At 38.9% G+C, this 19058-nt stretch carries 11 protein-coding genes and 1 pseudogene; 8 read left to right on the top strand and 4 right to left on the bottom strand.

The genetic code is table 11. The annotated features are described in order from the left end of the window. Positions 1-544: 544 nt before the first annotated feature. Both IV514_RS00230 and IV514_RS00225 read left to right on the top strand, forming a co-directional pair. A complete protein-coding gene (locus IV514_RS00230) occupies positions 545-1627 on the top strand; it encodes an HDOD domain-containing protein (protein ID WP_206482910.1) in 1083 nt (360 codons plus the stop codon). 162 nt (positions 1628-1789) lie between these two features. Next, positions 1790-2431 carry a TetR/AcrR family transcriptional regulator gene (locus IV514_RS00225; RefSeq protein ID WP_206482909.1) on the top strand — a complete coding sequence of 214 codons (642 nt, stop codon included), beginning with the start codon at positions 1790-1792 and terminating at the stop codon, positions 2429-2431. A 59-nt stretch (positions 2432-2490) separates the two neighbouring features. Here the strand turns inward: IV514_RS00225 and IV514_RS00220 are convergent, their stop codons facing one another. After that, entirely contained in the window at positions 2491-4728 is a 2238-nt protein-coding gene (locus tag IV514_RS00220; RefSeq protein WP_206482908.1) for a TonB-dependent receptor, read from the bottom strand. A 302-nt stretch (positions 4729-5030) separates the two neighbouring features. Here IV514_RS00220 and IV514_RS00215 point away from each other — a divergent pair, with 302 nt between their 5' ends. Further along, on the top strand, positions 5031-5819 hold the full coding sequence (locus IV514_RS00215; RefSeq protein ID WP_206482907.1) for an alpha/beta hydrolase: 789 nt from the start codon (positions 5031-5033) through the stop codon (positions 5817-5819). Positions 5820-5918: 99 nt separating this feature from the next. Here the strand turns inward: IV514_RS00215 and IV514_RS00210 are convergent, their stop codons facing one another. The 3 genes from IV514_RS00210 to IV514_RS00200 form a co-directional block, all read right to left on the bottom strand. After that, a complete protein-coding gene (locus IV514_RS00210) occupies positions 5919-6521 on the bottom strand; it encodes a peptidylprolyl isomerase (protein ID WP_346776881.1) in 603 nt (200 codons plus the stop codon). Between the two features lie 183 nt (positions 6522-6704). Beyond that, on the bottom strand, positions 6705-8057 hold the full coding sequence (gorA, locus tag IV514_RS00205; protein WP_206482905.1) for a glutathione-disulfide reductase: 1353 nt from the start codon (positions 8055-8057) through the stop codon (positions 6705-6707). Between the two features lie 86 nt (positions 8058-8143). Further along, positions 8144-12703 carry an EAL domain-containing protein gene (locus IV514_RS00200; RefSeq protein WP_206482903.1) on the bottom strand — a complete coding sequence of 1520 codons (4560 nt, stop codon included), beginning with the start codon at positions 12701-12703 and terminating at the stop codon, positions 8144-8146. A 198-nt stretch (positions 12704-12901) separates the two neighbouring features. Between IV514_RS00200 and prlC the strand changes: the two genes are divergently transcribed. The 5 genes and pseudogenes from prlC to IV514_RS00175 all read left to right on the top strand — a co-directional run bounded on the left by prlC (position 12902) and on the right by IV514_RS00175 (position 18986). Continuing rightward, positions 12902-14947, top strand: coding sequence for an oligopeptidase A (prlC, locus tag IV514_RS00195; protein ID WP_206482902.1), 2046 nt, complete (start codon positions 12902-12904; stop codon positions 14945-14947). Positions 14948-15072: 125 nt separating this feature from the next. Further along, on the top strand, positions 15073-16242 hold the full coding sequence (locus IV514_RS00190) for a GGDEF domain-containing protein (RefSeq protein WP_206482901.1): 1170 nt from the start codon (positions 15073-15075) through the stop codon (positions 16240-16242). 12 nt (positions 16243-16254) lie between these two features. Beyond that, positions 16255-16944 (top strand): DNA-3-methyladenine glycosylase I, encoded by a 690-nt coding sequence (locus IV514_RS00185; RefSeq protein WP_206482900.1) that lies wholly within the window; start codon positions 16255-16257, stop codon positions 16942-16944. A 136-nt stretch (positions 16945-17080) separates the two neighbouring features. Continuing rightward, a pseudogene (locus IV514_RS00180) lies at positions 17081-17749 on the top strand (class I SAM-dependent methyltransferase); the annotation flags it as partial. A gap of 193 nt (positions 17750-17942) precedes the next feature. Next, positions 17943-18986 carry a hypothetical protein gene (locus tag IV514_RS00175; protein WP_206482898.1) on the top strand — a complete coding sequence of 348 codons (1044 nt, stop codon included), beginning with the start codon at positions 17943-17945 and terminating at the stop codon, positions 18984-18986. Positions 18987-19058: the final 72 nt, after the last annotated feature.

Genomic DNA, 19058 nt, shown 5'->3' with positions numbered 1-19058 from the left:
TCAGCGGCTTCTCTCCATATTGAAAAATAGTTTTATACCCAAAAAGACGTCAAGCCTGTGGATAACTATGTTGAAAAGCATCACTAAAGCCCATAAAGAATTTTCATCTTTACGGTGACTTATGTAGTTAAACTACTGTTTATTAGGAAAAAAAGGTAAGAAAAAATCCTTTTTACACTGTTATTATTCTAATTTTAAATATGTGAATAAAAATTTTTCACATTGCAGCTATTGAACAAATAACGTCCGAATATTTTGTCCAAGGGTGTAAGAGATTACCAGAATTTTTTGCCATTACCACCCTATTATTAAAATATTTTTAAAGTAATATGAAACCTGTAAATAACAAAAAAACATAAGCCTTAAATAACGGGTGTTATGGGGAGGTTGTAAAGTTGAACCCATCTAATATTTTGGACAAAACCTCAAAAAACTCAGTAAATATGCCAGTAAATTGAAATATCATGATATACATCAAGCTTCATTAAAACATCAGTCATTATCTCAGCTATACTCATAGCAAACCCTATGTGTTTATATTGCTATGTTTTTAGATGTAATAAAAAAAATCTTTTCGACAGAAGATTCTCAAACAAACTATTTTTATTATGAAGACAATAATACACCAACAAAGCAGCGACAAGAGCAAGAAATTAGCGCCTTTCAAAAACAATTAACCACTCCCCCAAAGACAAATAAAATCGTTGATGAGCATCACCATCAGCAAGCATTTTATGATTACCTCTTTGGCGAATCATCTTCAGAACAAGCACATGATGAATTATCGCTTTACGTTGCCAATAAAATTAATGAATTAATCAGTGAACCTAATCAGATATTATCGACACTTCCTGCCCTTCCCGCTTCATTAGGTAATATGTTAACTCAGCTAAATAATGAAGAGTTTGATGCAAATTTGATCATTAATTTAATTGAATTAGAGCCAGCCATCGCCGCGAAAGTGATCGAATTAGCCAACTCCGCTTATTACAATAAGTCAGAAAAAGAGATCACCGATTTAAAATCAGCTTTTATGCTTCTAGGGGTAAATGGACTAATTGAAGGTGTTCTAAACGGTTTTGTTAGCCAGTTTACACCGCAATCACAAGCCTATTTTCGCCAATACGGTAGTAAAATTTGGCAACACAGTTTATCCACCGCCAATATCGCCAAACAATTAATATTAGCATCCAATGATAAATCGTCTGCCGCCACAGGCTACTTGATTGGTTTAATTTCTAATTTAGGAGAAATGATTATTTATCAACTGTTAACGCAGGCTTTTTCTTATGTACACCCTGATTACCAACCTAATTCATTAGCGTTTAAAGAGCTTATGATCTCTCATGCTAAGCGAATAACGTATTTAACCGCTAAACACTGGCAATTTCCGCCAAGCATATTATCAGCGCTAGCACTTCAATCAAAAATTCATCAAGCTTCCACTTTAAAGACGCTTTTTCCACAAAACCCTATCGCCTGTTATATTTATGAAGCCAGTATGATCAGCGAGTTACTGATTAAGTATGATCACAAACTGATAGACAAAGACTATTTATCTCAAGCAAGTGAACTACTTATCTTTAGTGAACAAGCAAAAAATTACCTTTCTGAACACGCGCAGTAATCAATAAAATATAAATAGTTCTCAATGATACAAATTCAAAATTATTTATTTTATTCATTACGTTATGCTCTATATTTACTGTGTTTATCATAGATAACTTACCGAAAATACGATAAGCTATTAACTCTATTTTCTGCTTATTTTTTCGAGAATGGTTATTGAATGACGTCAATTTTTAAAGCGTTAGTGAACGTACCAGAACCAAAGCAAACTAGGAGCCAGGAAGCGTTAAATCGTTTTTTGACGACTGGCGAAAGATTATTAGCAGAAAATCGTTTCGAAGAGGCTGGTGTTGCTCAAATTGCAAGAGAAGCTGATTCATCCGTGGGTACTTTTTATCGACTGTTAAGTGACAAAGAGACCTTATCGCTGTTATTACTTCAACGTTTTTTTACACAATCAGAAGCGACTATCATCAATATATTAGCGCCTGAAAAGTGGCAAGGAAAATCGATAGCTCAAATCGCCCAAAAATTTATCAGCACCTTAGTCGAATTACATAAAGGTCGAGCAGGCACCTTACGTGCAATGATTCTTAAAGCATCCAGAGATCCTAAATTTAGGGATCAAGTTCACCAGCTTAACGAGTTTATTGGAGAACAACTGGCTACTTTACTGAAAGCGCGATTATCTGAGATATCACACCCCAAACCTGAACAAGCAATCAGCTCGGTTGCTCATATGGTATTAGGTATATTAAACCAACATACCATTACTGGTTCATTGGGTGGTTTGTCTCAAACAAGCTTAAAAAATGAATTGACCCGTGTGTTTATCAACTACTTAGGTGCTAGTACTAAATAACCTGAAGCCGCCGCAGCAAAACTTCAGGTTATTTATTCATCTCTAGGTTTGTTCAAAAATCAGAACTGATAGCCTAACGTAAACGCCACGGTTTGTGGATCACCATAGTAACCCACTAGCACCTCTTCAAGACTTAACGTTGGCGCAAAATTATAACCCGCCACGCGATATTCTTTATCTAATACGTTATTCACTTTTAATGCTGCCGTCCAATGACCATCACTGTGGTAAAAAGTAACCCCGGCATTCACTAAGGTGTAAGCTTTTTGATCAATCGCTGACGGAGTTTCATACATGTGGCTATCACCACGATAGGCAAGGCTGGTATTAACAACAAAATCTCCAATATCGGCAACAAAACTGTAGTTTGCCCCTAAGTTGATGCTCCAATCTGGCGTATTAGAAACCACATACTGATCGGCCTTATTAATCACTTCACCTGTTGGTGAGGCATCTAAAAATTCAACAAATTCAGCATCGATATAACCAATACTTAAATTTATATTTAAATTATCGGTGGCGGCATAAATACTCTCGAATTCCAGCCCTTTTATTTTTGCCTCGCCCGCATTAAGCACACGCGCAACAAACTGACCTTCACTAACGGCTCGCTGTACCGTCACTTGCATATCACTATAATCTGACGAGAATATTGCCGCATTCACACGTAAATCAACCGTTGGTTCACTTTTAAATCCTAGCTCAATTGTATCAACAATTTCAGGATCATAAGGTTGATCGGCACTGGGATCAGCACCTATATCAGCTCGCATATTAAAACCACCAGATTTAAAGCCATTGGTGTAAGACGCGTAATACATTAAATTGTCATTTGGCTTATACTCAACACCCACTCTCGGGGAAAAATGCGTCCATGATTCATCATTGGCGAAAGTATTATCAGGGTTAATTGCCATGGCTAACCCTTTATCAACATCGCCAGGAAAAGCGGTTTGATAAAATGTGTATTTATAGCCATCTGCAGATTTTTCATCACTGGTATAACGTGCACCTAAGGTCATAGACCAATGATCATCTAAATCAAACGATGTTTGTCCGTAGGCAGAAAGACTTTCAGTATTCGTACAACCTCCATTTTCAGAGGTCAAGCCTGGAGCGCCTAAAATCTGGCCAAGAACTTCAAGTTGCACGTCAAAAGTTCCACAAGCATCACCGTCGTAATAATAAACACCACCAACAGCACTTAAACCATTTACCCTATAGCTTAATTGGAATTCTTGAGTAAATTGTTCATCATCAAATATACCGGGCACATCAAAAGACTTTAACGCGGTATTATCAAAATCAATGCTCGCTAGCGTATCACCCTCTCTCTTTGCTGTTACCGACTTAAAGCTAAGAGCATCTGATAGATCCCAATCAATGATTAGCGACATTCCCGATAATTCAACCATTCCTTCTACCGGCACGCTGATATCAGAATCATAGACATTGTCATAAGGTTGTTGACCAGTGAGTCGACTGGGAGACATTCGATAGCCGCCCTTGGCATTTGAGTCATCTTGGGTATTGTCGTAACTAAACTTAAACGATAAGTCTTCCGTTGGTCTGAAGGCTATTTTCAATCGGCTGGCGAAGACATCTTTGTGATAATTATCTTCGTCGTTATTTCTAAATTTACCAAAACCATCTCGGGTTAAATTTGCTATTGCAGCACCGATATAGAGTTTATCTTCGATAATAGGTAATTGACCTGAGAGTTTGATATCTTTGCGTCCATAGTTTCCGACAGTAGCTGAAGCAGCAAACTCTGCATCACCAGACATCTCTTTAGTCACGTACTTTACGGCTCCACCTATGGTATTTTTACCGTACAGTGTGCCTTGGGGGCCACGTAGTACTTCTACGCGCTCAACATCAAAAATATCTAAAACTGCACCTTGTGGGCGTGCCATATAAATATCATCGATATAAATACCAACCCCTGGTTCATATCCCCAAAGCGGGTCTTGTTGACCAATGCCCCGAATGTATGCGGTTAATGTACTATTACTACCTCTACTAACCTGTAAAGTAGTATTGGGCACGTATTGTTGAATATCCGTAATGACCGTAATACCTTTTTCCGCCATTTCGGTCGCTCCTAGCGACACTAAAGAAACGGGTACTTCTTGTAAGTTTTCTACCGTACGACGTGCAGTTACTTCAATTCGTTCCAGTTTTGACTTATTTTCCACTATTGGCTGTTCTGTCTCGTTCGCTTGAACAGTACTGCTGACAATTGCGCTCAATACGGCGGCAGATATTAACCCGAGTTTGTGATGTAAAGTGTTCATAAGCATGCCTTTTTAGTCATTATATTTTTTTATTTATTATCGGTATTGCGGTCACCTGAAACAGGCTGTTTGTTTTTTCAACAATACAAATATACGGAATCAATATTCCGATTGCAAGTAATTAAACTCTAATCTCTACTCACTAACCAAATACACAAGATAAATGAAAATACTAAATTTAGTATAAAAATGGATAAAATGAACAGTTACAGCATTAACTAAGCAATAAACCGACATTTGACAACGGAATTTATATTCCGTATTTTGTAGATATATACAGATAAAGTAAGTGAGAAAAAGTTTTGCCTCATTGCACAGTAAATAACATCAAAATGTATTACCAAGAATCTGGCTCAGGTGAGCCCATGGTATTACTGCATGGACTAGGTTCATGCGCACAAGATTGGCATTACCAAATAGCTTATTTCTCTAAAAGATACCGTGTCATATCGATTGACTGTAGAGGACATGGGTTAACTGAAAAGCCTGATGGAAAATACACTATCCCGTTATTTGCTCAGGATATTTCACAGTTGCTCACACTGCTCAATATCAAAAACTATCATCTAGTTGGCTTTTCAATGGGAGGGATGATCGCTTTTCAACTCTCTGTAGATCAACCTGAAAATATTAAAACATTAACCATTATTAATTCAGCGCCAGCTATCCCATACAATACAATCGCGATGAAACTGACCGTATGGATGCGACTCGCTATTATCAATATATTAGGGTTGCCGCGCCTAGGTAATGTGATTGCGAAAAAACTATTCCCAAAATCAGATCAACAGCACCTTAAAAAACAATATTTATATTCCCTTATGATGATGACAAAGTCTGCATACATTCGCTCATTACGTTCATTTCTTGGCTGGAGTGTGATGGAAAAGCTTCATCGGCTCACCATGCCAGTATTAGTTATTACCGGAGATAAGGATTACACCCCTGTGCAAGACAAAGTCGATTACAGCCAAAAAATCCAACGTGCAAAATTAGTGATAATCCCAGATTCATATCACGCAACGCCGCTCGATCAGCCAACGTTATTAAACCTAGAAATCAAACAATTTATTGTCGAACACACAAGGTAATTAAGCATAGCTAGCTAACAACAGACACAACACTTATGTCCATTATAGCTAGCCAAATAACTGCTTAAAGAAATAACAAATTATGTTTTAATCTGTAATCTATTGTTCTTCATCTAAGATCACCATTTTTATAATGGTGATCATTTGTTTAGGTACGGTCGGGTAACCAAGCTGCTCACTATAACCCACCTTCACTTGCGAGATAGCTTCAACAACATCATAGCCTTTGACCACTTTGCCAAAAACCGCGTACCCCCACGAATTACCCGGGTTTAAATGCGTATTGTCATTCACATTAATGAAAAATTGACTCGTGGCTGAATGGGCACCACTGAGTTGTTTTGCCATGGCAATCGTGCCGATTTGATTTTTTAAACCATTGCCAGACTCATTGAAAATAGGCGCATCAGGTTCAATTTCGCTGTAGTTGGTCATGTAACCACCGGCTTGGATCAAGTAGCCCTCTTCCACTCGATGAAACATGGTATTGTCAAACTGACCACGTGACACATAGCCCAAGAAATTATCCACCGTGTGCTGCGCTCTTAAGCGATCAAGTTCAATGATAAAGTAACCCATCGAAGTCTCTACACGCACTTTGGGCGTATAATTATTAGGCTGAATATACTCCCCCTTCATTTCAGCCGCGAGTGGCTGTAACGATACTAACAATGCAATGCTTAATAAAATACCTTTGATCACTTAACTACCTTTAATTACACACCTAAATAACAGTGACTATCTTAGCAAAAAATTATGCAAGCGTTACCCTGATAGACTAATTCTCAACAAGTCCGTTATAAATCACACACATATTTATTACAGCAACGAGAGCTGTTCAAAACAATATCTTAAATAGGTTGTGCCAAGTTAGGGTCAATACGCCTACATGGTGACAAATTCTTCTGCCGAAGTTGGGTGAATTGCCACGGTATTATCAAAATCAGCTTTCGTTGCTCCCATTTTCATGGCAACGGCAAAGCCTTGTAATAGTTCATCACTACCAAATCCAATAGCGTGTAAACCAACGACTTTCTCTTCTTTACCCACACAGACAAGTTTCATGCGAGTAGGATCGCGATAATCTTCGGTAATGGCTTGATAGAGTGCGGTAAACTGAGAGTTATAGACCTTGACTTGTTGCGCGCCATATTGTGCAAGTGCTTCTTGCTCAGTTAAGCCCACAGTCCCAATAACAGGATGACTAAATACTACGGTTGCAATATTACTATAATCTAAATGCTCGTACGGTTTGTTATTAAATAAACGCTCACATAAACGCCGTCCGGCAGCAACGGCAACAGGCGTTAATTGTGCACGACCGGTGTTATCACCCACGGCATAGATACCATCCACGTCGGTATTTTGATATTTATCAGTCGGTATAAAACCTCTTGGATCTAATTCTATACCTGTTGCTGCGATGTTGATATTGTCTGTCGCAGGCTCTCGCCCAATCGCCCAAATCAAGCTATCTACAGGGCCAATCGATTGGCCATTTTCTAAATGGATAGTGAGTTGACCATTGTCATGTTTTTCAACACGCTTAGGTATACTGTGGGTATGAAGCTCAGGACCATGTTTAGCCATTTGTTCCACTAAGGTATCAGATAACATCTCATCAAAACCACGCAAGGGTTTTTCCTTGCGCACGATTAAATGAGCTTCACTGCCCAAAGCATTTAATACGCCTGCAAGTTCAACTGCAATGTAACCAGCGCCTACTACCGCAACCGACTTTGGTTGTTCAGTTAATGCAAAAAAACCATCAGAATCAATGCCATACTCTGCGCCTTCAATATTAGGAATACTGGGACGACCACCCGTTGCAATCACAATATGATCTGCAGTTATCTGTTCACCGTTAACTTCAACCGTGTGTTTATTGACAAATTTAGCAAAACCCTGGATAACCGTGACTTGGTTGGCAGTAAACCCTCGCTGATAAGCAGCGTGAATACGTTCGATATAGGCTTCTCTATTTTTGACCAAGGTTGACCAATCAAATTGCTGTAGCGGAGCCTTAAAACCATAATCAGGCGCATAGTGTAAGGCATCAGCAATTTGTCCGGCGTACCACATGGCTTTTTTCGGCACACATCCGACATTCACACAAGTACCGCCAATGTGCTTGGCTTCAATCACCGCCGCCTTTTTACCAAGTTTTGCCGCGCGATTAGCCGAAGCGATACCACCACTACCTGCACCGATAGCGAGAAAATCAAAATGTTGAGTCATACTGAAAGATCCTTGAAATATGTTAATTAAGATATAAGAGTGGTTTACTAGCGTTTCAAGTTCAGCAAATAAACTTTTCTTTTTAGTTAACTATTATCAGCTACCTTAATTTCAACTTTATCTTCTCTAAGGAAATGACTAATGGTTTCAGCGTCTACGGGCTTACTATATAGAAAACCTTGAATGGAGTAACACTCTCGTTCAGCAAGATAACTGAGTTGTTCTTCTGACTCAACACCTTCGGCTACACAGCCCATGCATAACTTATTCGCCAGAACTAGTGTTGCCTCAACAATTGCTTCATCGGCAGAGTCTTGGCCAATACCAGCGACAAAACTGCGATCTATTTTGATAACATCGAGTGGTAATTGTTTTAAATAATTTAATGACGAGAAACCCGTGCCAAAATCATCAAGCGATAAAGCAACTCCTAATTTAGCAAGATCCGTCATTTGTTCGATAACTGCTTCAGGGTTTTTAATCAACGTACTTTCTGTCACTTCAAGCTTTAATAAATGAGACGGAATATTGTACTTAGCCAAAATTTCGGTAAGAAATGGTACAAAGTTATCCTTACCAAAATGCACAGCTGAAATATTAACTGAAAGATAAAAATTCTCACGAATGGTCAACCAATGGGTTAAATCACTCAAGCCCCGTTCCAGCGCTTTCTCAGTCATGCCGATAATAAGGCCGATTTCTTCTGCAATAGGAATAAACTCACCTGGGGAAACAAGCTTATCCCCTTGTTGCCAACGTAACAGTAATTCAACCCCTTTTGCCTTACCACTAGCAGAATCAACAACAGGCTGATAATAATTGATAAATTCACCCTGCTCATGGGCTTGTTTAATAGTCGACTCAGCATGCAACCTTTGATTTGCTTCAACGTTCATTCTTGGGGTGAAAAATTGGAAGGTATTGCGACCTAACTGTTTTGCATGATACATAGCTACATCGGCATTTTTCAGTAATTCATCAGAATCAGTCGCATCATCAGGGAACACTGCAATACCGATACTCGCGCCGACACTCACCACATTTCCTTTCAGATCAACGGGTTCGCCTACCACTTCAATAACTTTTTGGGCAATTTTTCCTAGATATGAATTGTTCTTAAATGATTCGAGCAGAATAACAAACTCATCCCCTCCCAATCGGGCAACGGTATCATCAGCACGGACAATGGATTTCAGCCGAGCGGTTAATTCTTGCAATAACAGATCGCCATGATCATGACCTAAACTGTCATTTACTTGCTTAAATCGGTCTAAATCAATGAAAAATAACGCTAAAGACTGTTTAATTCGCTTAGAGCCGTCCATACCATGCTTGATTCGCTCTAACAATAACGAACGATTTGGCAAGCCGGTAAGATGGTCGTAATTTGCCAAATAACGTAGCTCTTTCTCCGCTGATTTTTGCGCAGTAATATCGGTAAGAATACACACATAATGAGTAGAATTAGTGGTTTCACTACGATTAACACTAATATTTAATAGCACATGATATTCTTGGCCTGAATGGGTTTGTACTAACTCTTCGCCACGCCAATGCTCTCCTTCTTTTAAGGAGCTAAACAGCTTCATATAAAAAGTGCGACGCTGCTTATTTAAACCAAAAATACTATCATCAAAAGACATATCATCTTTACGCCAACCAAACACCTCTTTTAATGAATCATTAGCGATTACTCGAGAGAAGTTATCACTGATAATCAAGACCCAGTCAGTGGTTTGCTTAAACGCTTCACCATAATATTGTGCACGCTCAGATTCAGCTTTTGACTGAGTGATATTAGTGTACGAACCAGTCACCCTTTGCGGCTTACCATACTGATCAACGTCAACAATTTTACCCAGATCTTTATACCAAAACCATTCTCCATCTGCCGCCCTTAAGCGATAAGTACAAGAGAAGTTATTCTCGGTATCCGCCGCGTCAAGGAACATATGCCACTGATGAACAAATGCTTCCCGATCGCCCTCATGAATTAACTCTATATGTTGGTCAAAGCTATAGCTTTCAGATAAGTTTTCATATCCTAATTCTTCTGATGCTCGGCGACCAAATAACTCGTTATCTTTCGCGAGCCAATCCCAAACATCACTGTTACTACCGCGCAAAGCTAGCGATAAGCGTTGTTCCCTAAATTGTACTTCATCATGGGCCGACACTAACTGCTGAGTAAACTTGCGTCTGCGCGCTAACCACAGCCAAATACTCAAAATAATAATGACGCTGTAAATAAAATAGGCAAACGGGGACGCCCATGGCGCATAGCTGACATTAATATGAATATCAGTGGGGGGTGAATATTCTCCGCTAAAAGGTGAACGCACTCTCACCGACAAAGTGTGCTTACCAGAAGGTAAGCTGGGAAAGCGTATGTAGTTATTTTTAGTATCTGGGAATTTTACATCGCTACTGCCTGCGAGCTGATAGCTATACTCTAAATCACTATGTTTATAATTAAGCGCGGAGAAATCAAAACGTATACCGACATCGTCATAATTTAATTCGATCGGCTGGCTACTATCAATAATAAAGGGTAGTGGAATATCTCGAGACAACACTTCAACATTGGTCGCATAGACCTTAAAGTCATCATCCTGATCTTGTTGCTTTAATTGGATAGGATCAAATAACGACACGCCATTTATCGAACCAAAAGCAAACAAATTATCTGAAATACGTTCGGCTGCAGTACCATTAAACTCTCGAGCACTAAACCCATCGGCAACATTAAAGTTGCGAATATGCAAGGTTTGTCGGTTTAAAAAATAAATACCATTATGACTCGAAAACCATATATCGCCATCAGTATCCATCATAAGGTTATAGACGTTATGATCAATATCACTATTCTTATGAGTAAACTCGTACTTGACTGTGAAGGTATCGGCATCTAAGCCAACTAATCCGACAGAAGGAAACGCCAACCAAAATACATTCTGTTTATCTATGACCCAACTATCAATATAAGCGTAAGTATTTTCACTCATATCATGGTTGCGATAAAGCAAGCGAGTCTTTCTGGTTTCAATATCAAATGAAATCAGCGAGTTAGAGGTTGATAACAGCATTTCTTTACTATTAGGTAAAAAACCCAATACATATGCAATATCTTCATCAGGAAAATCCGCTTCAAGCTCTTTCAGCTCATCAATCTCACCAGTGATTAAATTGATGCGTTTGAATTCTTTAAGTGTTCGACTCCACGCATAATCATCGTCATCAACAAAAAATAAGTATTGATCATTGGCAAGAAATTCGAGCATTTGTTCATTAAAGTCAGGCTTAATGAGTTGCTTGGACTGAATATCAAATAATTGAACCCCTTTCGTCGTTAACAACCATAAACGCTGTTTACTGTCTTCCTGTAATTGAAAAATATTACTGATAGAATTATCGTTTTTAAGCTCAGGGTTGACCAAGTAACGTGAAATATTATTCGACGATATTTGCCACTCATTTAACCCATTATTAGTGGCAATCCACACTAAATCATCATCTTGTTTACTTTTTTCAATCGACCAAATCATATTATTGGATAAACGATTGGGGTCTGATTTACGATAACGTAAGTGAGAGACCATGCTTAAATTAGGGTCCCATTTATACACGCCTGTTGCTTCTGAACCTAACCAAATCCCTCCTTGATTATCATGAGATACCGCCTTAACAGTGTTATTATTGACATCTTCAAATGCGTCATTAAACGCTAAGATTCGTTCGGCGCGATTCGTGGTTAAATCAATTTTTGATAGCCCCCCATAATGACCAATGTATAAGTCATCTTCGGTGCCATGAAAATTCCAGCTTTCAATGTTTTTATCAATTAACTGGTAATTGGTTAACTGGGCATCACCGGCAATGAAACTCTCAATGTTCACGACATCTAGCGCATATATGCCAGCATACGTACCTAAGTAAAGCTGGTGTTGTTTGGAAACATAAACATTAAATATTTTATCTAGATCAGCTTCTTTCTTAACCAAATTGTTGTCATTGATACTGGTGAGTTTTTTCCATTGCCCTGTATCAGTATTTAACACATATACGCCATCACGAGTAGCAACATATAAAAACTTTTCATGATGGAATAATTCAAATATCCGCTCATTGCCTTCTAAAACATCAGACAAGTCCATCAGTGTTTTGACTTGCCCTGTTAGCTTGTCATAGCTCATTACAGTTTTAGTCGAGGCAATCCACATTTGCTGATCATTGCCGGTAACAACATCAATGATGTAATATTCTTTTTTTTCTGGTGCGTGCTTTAAAATATGTTGATATTGATCGGTTTTCTTATCATAGGTAAACAAGCCATGGGCAGCGATCAACCAGATCAAACTTTGCTTATCTTGAGTGACCTTAAAAAAGGCATTCGTTAAAAAAGACTCATCTAAACCTGGCAACACCCTAAAGCGATAACCGTCATATAGATTAACGCCATTCTCGGTGCTGACCCACATATAACCTTCATTATCATGAAAGATATCATTGACGGTTGTTTGTGATAATCCCTCATTTACTGATAAATGCTTTAAAAATATATCATCTGCATGTGCAAACGTATTAGATAACACTAATAAGCCACTTATCAGTATGACTAACAGATTACGTATGACAAAATTACCCATAAAAACCTCGTTCAGCACTAAACCAAGTATAATGCAACTCCTGAATTTTCTAAATCTAAATAATGAAAAAATCTATACAAACCATGATTTTACATAATATTAACACTTAATGTGGTGAAGATATTTATTAAACAAACTTGAATAATGTCCCCCTTGGTCATACATCTATAGAATACATTTATTAACAAATCGATGCTCATGACCAATCCGCTATTAACCCCAAGTATGTTACCTAAGTTTTCCGACATTAAGCCTGAGCACATTAAACCAGCTGTCGAACAAGCAATTAAACACTGTAAAAAAGTGATTTTCGATGTGCTATCAAATGAACATCACTATACTTGGCAAAACCTTGTTGAGCCAATCGATGATGCCGATGATACATTAGGCAAATTATGGTCACCTGTTTCACATATGAACTCAGTCGTTAATAGTGATGAACTTAGAGCAGCATATGAAGCTTGTTTACCTTTGTTGTCAGAGTACAGTACTTTTGTTGGTCAACATCAAGGGTTATTTGAAGCTTATCAACAACTTGCCAATAGTGCAGAGTACGATAAATTGAATACCGCTCAGAAAAAAGTCATAGATAACGCGTTACGTGATTTTAAATTATCTGGTATTGCCCTTACTGATGATAAAAAACAGCGCTACGGAGAAATAGCTACACGATTATCTGAACTCAGTTCAACTTTTGGCAATAACCTACTTGATGCAACTCATGCATTTACCGTCAACATTACCGATGAGCAGGAACTATCCGGTTTACCACAGTCTGCAAAAGACGCTGCTGCCCAGTTAGCACAGCAACAAGAATTAACCGGTTGGTTATTCACCTTAGATATCCCAAGTTACTTACCTGTGATGTTATATTGTGATAATCAAGCATTAAGAGAAAAACTCTATCGTGCCTATGTGACCCGAGCATCTGAGTTAGGTCCTAACGCAGGTGAGTATGATAACAGTGCTATCATGAACGAATTACTTGCACTGCGTCATGAGCTTGCCAACTTATTAGACTTTGCTAACTTTGCCGAAAAATCATTGGCAACAAAAATGGCGGATTCACCTGAGCAAGTATTAGCATTTTTACAACAACTCGCCGATAAGTCGAAACAGCAAGGCCAATCTGACTTAGATGAAGTCAAAGCCTTTGCAAAATCGCACTTTAATTGTGATGAACTCGCTCCTTGGGACTTACCTTATTACAGCGAAAAGCTCAAACAACACCGTTATGCCATTTCTGACGAGGAACTGCGCCCCTATTTTCCCGAGAGTAAGGTGGTCTCAGGACTATTTGAGGTAGTTAATCGATTATTTGGTATCCGCATCACAGAAAAAACGGGTGTCGATGTTTGGCATCAAGACGTCAAATTTTTTGACGTCTTCGATCAAGAAGGTGAATTACGAGGCAGCTTTTACCTTGATCTTTATGCACGTGCGAAAAAGCGTGGCGGTGCCTGGATGGACGACTGCGTTGGTCGCCGTCAGCTTGCCAATGGTGATATTCAACTTCCTGTCGCTTATCTGACCTGTAATTTCAATGCACCTGTCGGTGATAAACCCGCGTTATTTACCCATGATGAAGTGGTGACATTATTCCATGAATTTGGGCATGGTTTACACCATATGCTAACGCAAATTAATGCCAGTGGTGTTTCGGGTATTGATGGCGTGCCATGGGATGCTGTAGAGCTACCTAGCCAATTTTTAGAAAACTGGTGCTGGCAACCTGAAGCACTGGCGTTTATCTCAGGTCATTACCAAACCAATGAACCCTTACCACAAGCAATGTTAGATAAAATGTTAGCCGCGAAAAACTTTCAGTCGGCCATGCAAATGTTGCGTCAATTAGAGTTTTCATTGTTTGATTTCAAAATGCACGCGAATTATTCTCCAAGCAATGATAATAAGCACTATATTCAAGCGACTTTAGATCAAGTTCGAAACGATTATGCCGTAGTCGAAGCGGCCGATTTTAATCGCTTTCAACACAGCTTTGGTCATATTTTTGGTGGTGGTTATGCTGCCGGCTACTACAGTTATAAATGGGCTGAAGTGTTATCCGCCGATGCATTTTCTCGTTTTGAAGAACAAGGCATCTTTAACCAAGCAGTCGGACAAGACTTTTTAACCTATATTCTAGAAAAAGGCGGTTCACAGGAGCCCAGTGAATTATTCAAAAACTTCCGGGGAAGAGAACCACAGATAAACGCCTTACTTCGTCATAGCGGTATTGAATAGCAAGACAACCTTACATTAAACATATTTAATGTAAGGTTATTCATTCAAAATTACATTTTTACGATATAATTAGCTGTATAATCACTATACAGCTTTTTTACGTTTAACAATTACTGGGTAATTTTTTGCACGAATATTTAATTGCGCTTTCTTATTTTTTTGCACTAGCTATCGTTTGTATAGTGCTATATGCGTTTACTTATTTTTTACCGCAACCAGAGAATCAAAATAAAGCAAAGTCCACCTTTTATTTTCGACTGATTTTATTATTCAGCATGGCGGCGATGGCGGCATTGTTACTGCGCTTCGATTACCCGCATGTGTTCACCAACATATTAAATAACCTATTTATCTTGTTGCTTGGCTATAACATTATGTTCGCCATTTATACCCGCTATGATACGGACATCACTAAACGACAACTCATATTGTGTGGTACACATAGTGTATTATTTGTCTTAGTTCTGGCAGCAATCGAGTACTATTTTACAGTGGGATATATTCGTGCCACAGCCACTTTACTCAATATTCTGGTGCCATATTTATTAGCGTTAAAGAAATGCCATACCCAATTTAAAACTTACCGTATAGGCGACAAGATTTTATATTTTTCTTTATTAGTGTTATTAACTGTTTATGTTGTCTATATCGCGCTTTATATGCTGTTCTACTTTAATGAAAAGCAACCGCCCATCATTCTATATTTTATTTCCTTGCTTAGCTCCATTTGTATACTTTTCTTCGGTTTTGCGCTTAGCATCATTTATTCACTCATTGGTAAATTACGCAAAGAGTTAATCACCGATCGTTTAACTGGTGCAAAAAACAGAAATTTCCTTAATGAAGTTTCAAGAAAACTATTTTCCTCGGCAAAGCGCAACCAAATACCAGTTTCTATTTTATTAACCGACATCGACTTGTTTAAAAACATCAATGATAAATTCGGTCATGCCACGGGAGATAAGGTACTGATCGCTTTTGTCGAAGCTATCGAAAAAGCACTACGTGCAGAAGATATCTTAATTAGGATCGGTGGCGAAGAATTTGTTATTTTACTTCCTCACAACAATATCAATGACGCAAAACATACCGCTGAACGCATTAGAAGCATTGTTGAAGATTTATCGATCAGCATCAACCAACAAACCATCAATATTTCTGCCAGCTTTGGTGTCAGCCAAGTTGATGTTAACAAGAGTTTAGATGACAATATCAACGATGCCGATATTGCCTTATATCAAGCTAAACACTCCGGCAGAAATAGCGTAGTAGTTTTTAATAATAACGATAAGTAATCTAACAATTATATGGGATCTTTTGACACACTTTACCAACGCGCTTGTGAGCGTAAAGGTAGCGAATCAGCATTAATTCAATTGCTTGGCCCAACAACGGACAATCAAGCCGTTCATGCATTATCTGATGACAGAGTTTTATCCGCATTGACTAAAAAAGTCTTTCAATCCGGGTTTGTTTGGCGAGTCGTAGAAAATAAATGGCCTGATTTTGAGCAAGTGTTTTTTCACTTTGATATTGAAAAAATCTTGATGATGCCTGAAGAAATGTTAGAAAAAAAAGCCAGCGATCCCAAAATTATTCGCAACTATAACAAGGTAAAAACCATCAAAGCCAATGCACAAATGATATTTGAAGGGCAACAAAATAGTCACAGCTTTAGTGAATTCATTGCTAACTGGCCCAGTAATGACATTATTGGCTTATGGGCATATCTTAAAAAACATGGCGCTCGTCTTGGCGGAAACACCGGCCCTTACGCATTGAGAGCCTTGGGCGTTGATACCTTTATTTTAAGCAAAGACGTAGAAGCCTATTTTCGTGCTCACGACATTATTACTGGCGGTATTCAAAGTAAAACCAGCCTAAATGCCATTCAACAGCAGTTTAACCAATGGCATCAGCAGAGCAACTTATCATTGAGCCAACTTAGTCGACTAGTTGCTTTTGCGACTGGTGATAACCACATTCAAGCCGCATAAACCTATGATTACTAACTCTGAATTTGCTATTGGTTACGTTAACAAACCAGATGCCGAATTAGCGAAGCGTATTGCGAAAAAATGGCACTTTACTTATATCGGTGATGTTGCAGCGCAAGCAAAACACCCTGCACTTAAGTTCTTGCTTCAGGTGAACGTACAACAATTAGAGTTACTTAAATGTGATGAACCCAAATTAGGAGCAATTAGCGTTGATTTTGTCGATGGAGCGGTGGCCCATCGTAGAAAATTTGGCGGTGGTCGTGGTCAGGATATCGCTAAAGCCATTGGTTTAAAGCATGGTTTTACGCCACATGTGCTCGACGCTACGGCGGGACTTGGTCGAGATGCCTTTGTGCTGGCATCATTAGGTTGTCAGGTCAGTTTAATGGAACGTATGCCGATCGTCGCTGCACTCTTAGAAAACGGTTTAGCACGTGCGACGCTACATCAAGACACACAAGCCATCGTTGATCATATGACATTAATTTATGCATCATCTATCGAAAATATGACATCTGTGAACGCACCAGATGTGATATTCCTCGATCCCATGTACCCTCACAGAGAAAAATCCGCAGCAGTAAAAAAAGAAATGCGGGTTTTTCAGTCATTAGTTGGAGAAGATCCAGATGCGGATAAATTACTTCAACCAGCCCTCGATTTAGCAACCTATCGAGTCGTAGTGAAACGACCTAACTATGCACCACCGTTAAATAACCTCAAACCTTCAACGGTGATCAAAATGAAAAAAAATCGCTTTGATGTTTATGTCAATCAGGCTATTCCTAAGCTAAACAATTGATCTGACAATAGCCCAAAGCCAGATGAATAAAACATATGCTTTATTCAAAAAGCTGACGAATTTTGAAATCGGTCAATATTTCTCCATTATCAATAAGCACTTCTTGGCCTAATGCTTTAGCTTAAACAGCATTACAATAAAATAAATAGACAATAGGAAAAGTGCGCTGATGATCTCTACAAAAAGAAAACCTATGACCGTTTCACTGCCAATCACTATTTGGAAAGCATTACAAATCAGTTTTTGGTTAATCGGTGTGCTATTAGTATTACTGCTATTGTTTAAACCAGATCTAGGTATTTTACTATTTTGGAATTTACTGATCCCTATAGCTCCTGCCCTTTTAGTCTTACTACCAGGGGTTTGGCGAAATATTTGTCCTTTATCATCGACCGCTTTATTCCCAAGAAAGCTAAAGTTTTCCAAGGCCTGGCAACTCACTACCAACCAACAAGCCTGGCTATATTTACTCGGCGTTATCGCGCTACTGCTGATTGTTCCATTACGGCATCTACTGTTAAATACCAGTGGCTTAGCAACAGCCGTGATGTTGCTAGTTGCCGTTTCATTAGCGGTCACAATGGGAATGCTAGTCAAATGGCGCAGTGGATGGTGTGCCACCGCTTGCCCAATTCACTCGGTTGAGCGTATGTATGGCAGCACACCATTATTTACCACAGACAATGCTCATTGCCACCAATGTGAACAATGTATCTCGCTCTGCCCTGACTCTACCAAGCAAATGACCAGTAGCCTGACAAGAAGTCATAAACTGGAACGACTCGCAGCCACCCTAATGACAGGTGGTTTTTTCGGCTTCATTTGGGGCTGGAATCACGTTCCTGATTACCGAAATGATATAAACTTGAGCACTGTCATCAGCGCGTATGCTTGGCCACTGCTCAGTGGGATGATAACGCTGCTCGTTTATTTAGTGCTGACATCGTCCGCCAATAAAAAGCAAACGCAGTTCATTAATAGGCTTTTTGCGACACTAGCGATAAGTTGTTATTACTGGTATCGAATTCCATCCCTGTTTGGTGTTGGGCTTTTCCCAAACGATGGTGTATTAATTGATCTATCCGCCTCATTACCCTCTTGGTTTCCTCTGGTGATCAAGTTTGCCTCTGCATACTTTTTCTTTTGGTTTATGCTTATACGGCCTAACCGCTTGAAAAAACAAAGTTGGAGCATAAGACCCAACTACGCTATTGATGTGAAGAACATTAACGCATAGCTTTACCTAAGCTCAGCTTTTGTTGCGTTGACATCAATCTGTCACGAAAATGTCATCGCTTTGTCATATTGC

This window comes from Thalassotalea sp. G2M2-11 (genome assembly GCF_017168195.1).
In the GTDB taxonomy this organism is placed as follows: domain Bacteria; phylum Pseudomonadota; class Gammaproteobacteria; order Enterobacterales; family Alteromonadaceae; genus Thalassotalea_E.
This window is presented reverse-complemented; position numbering and strand designations above follow the sequence as displayed.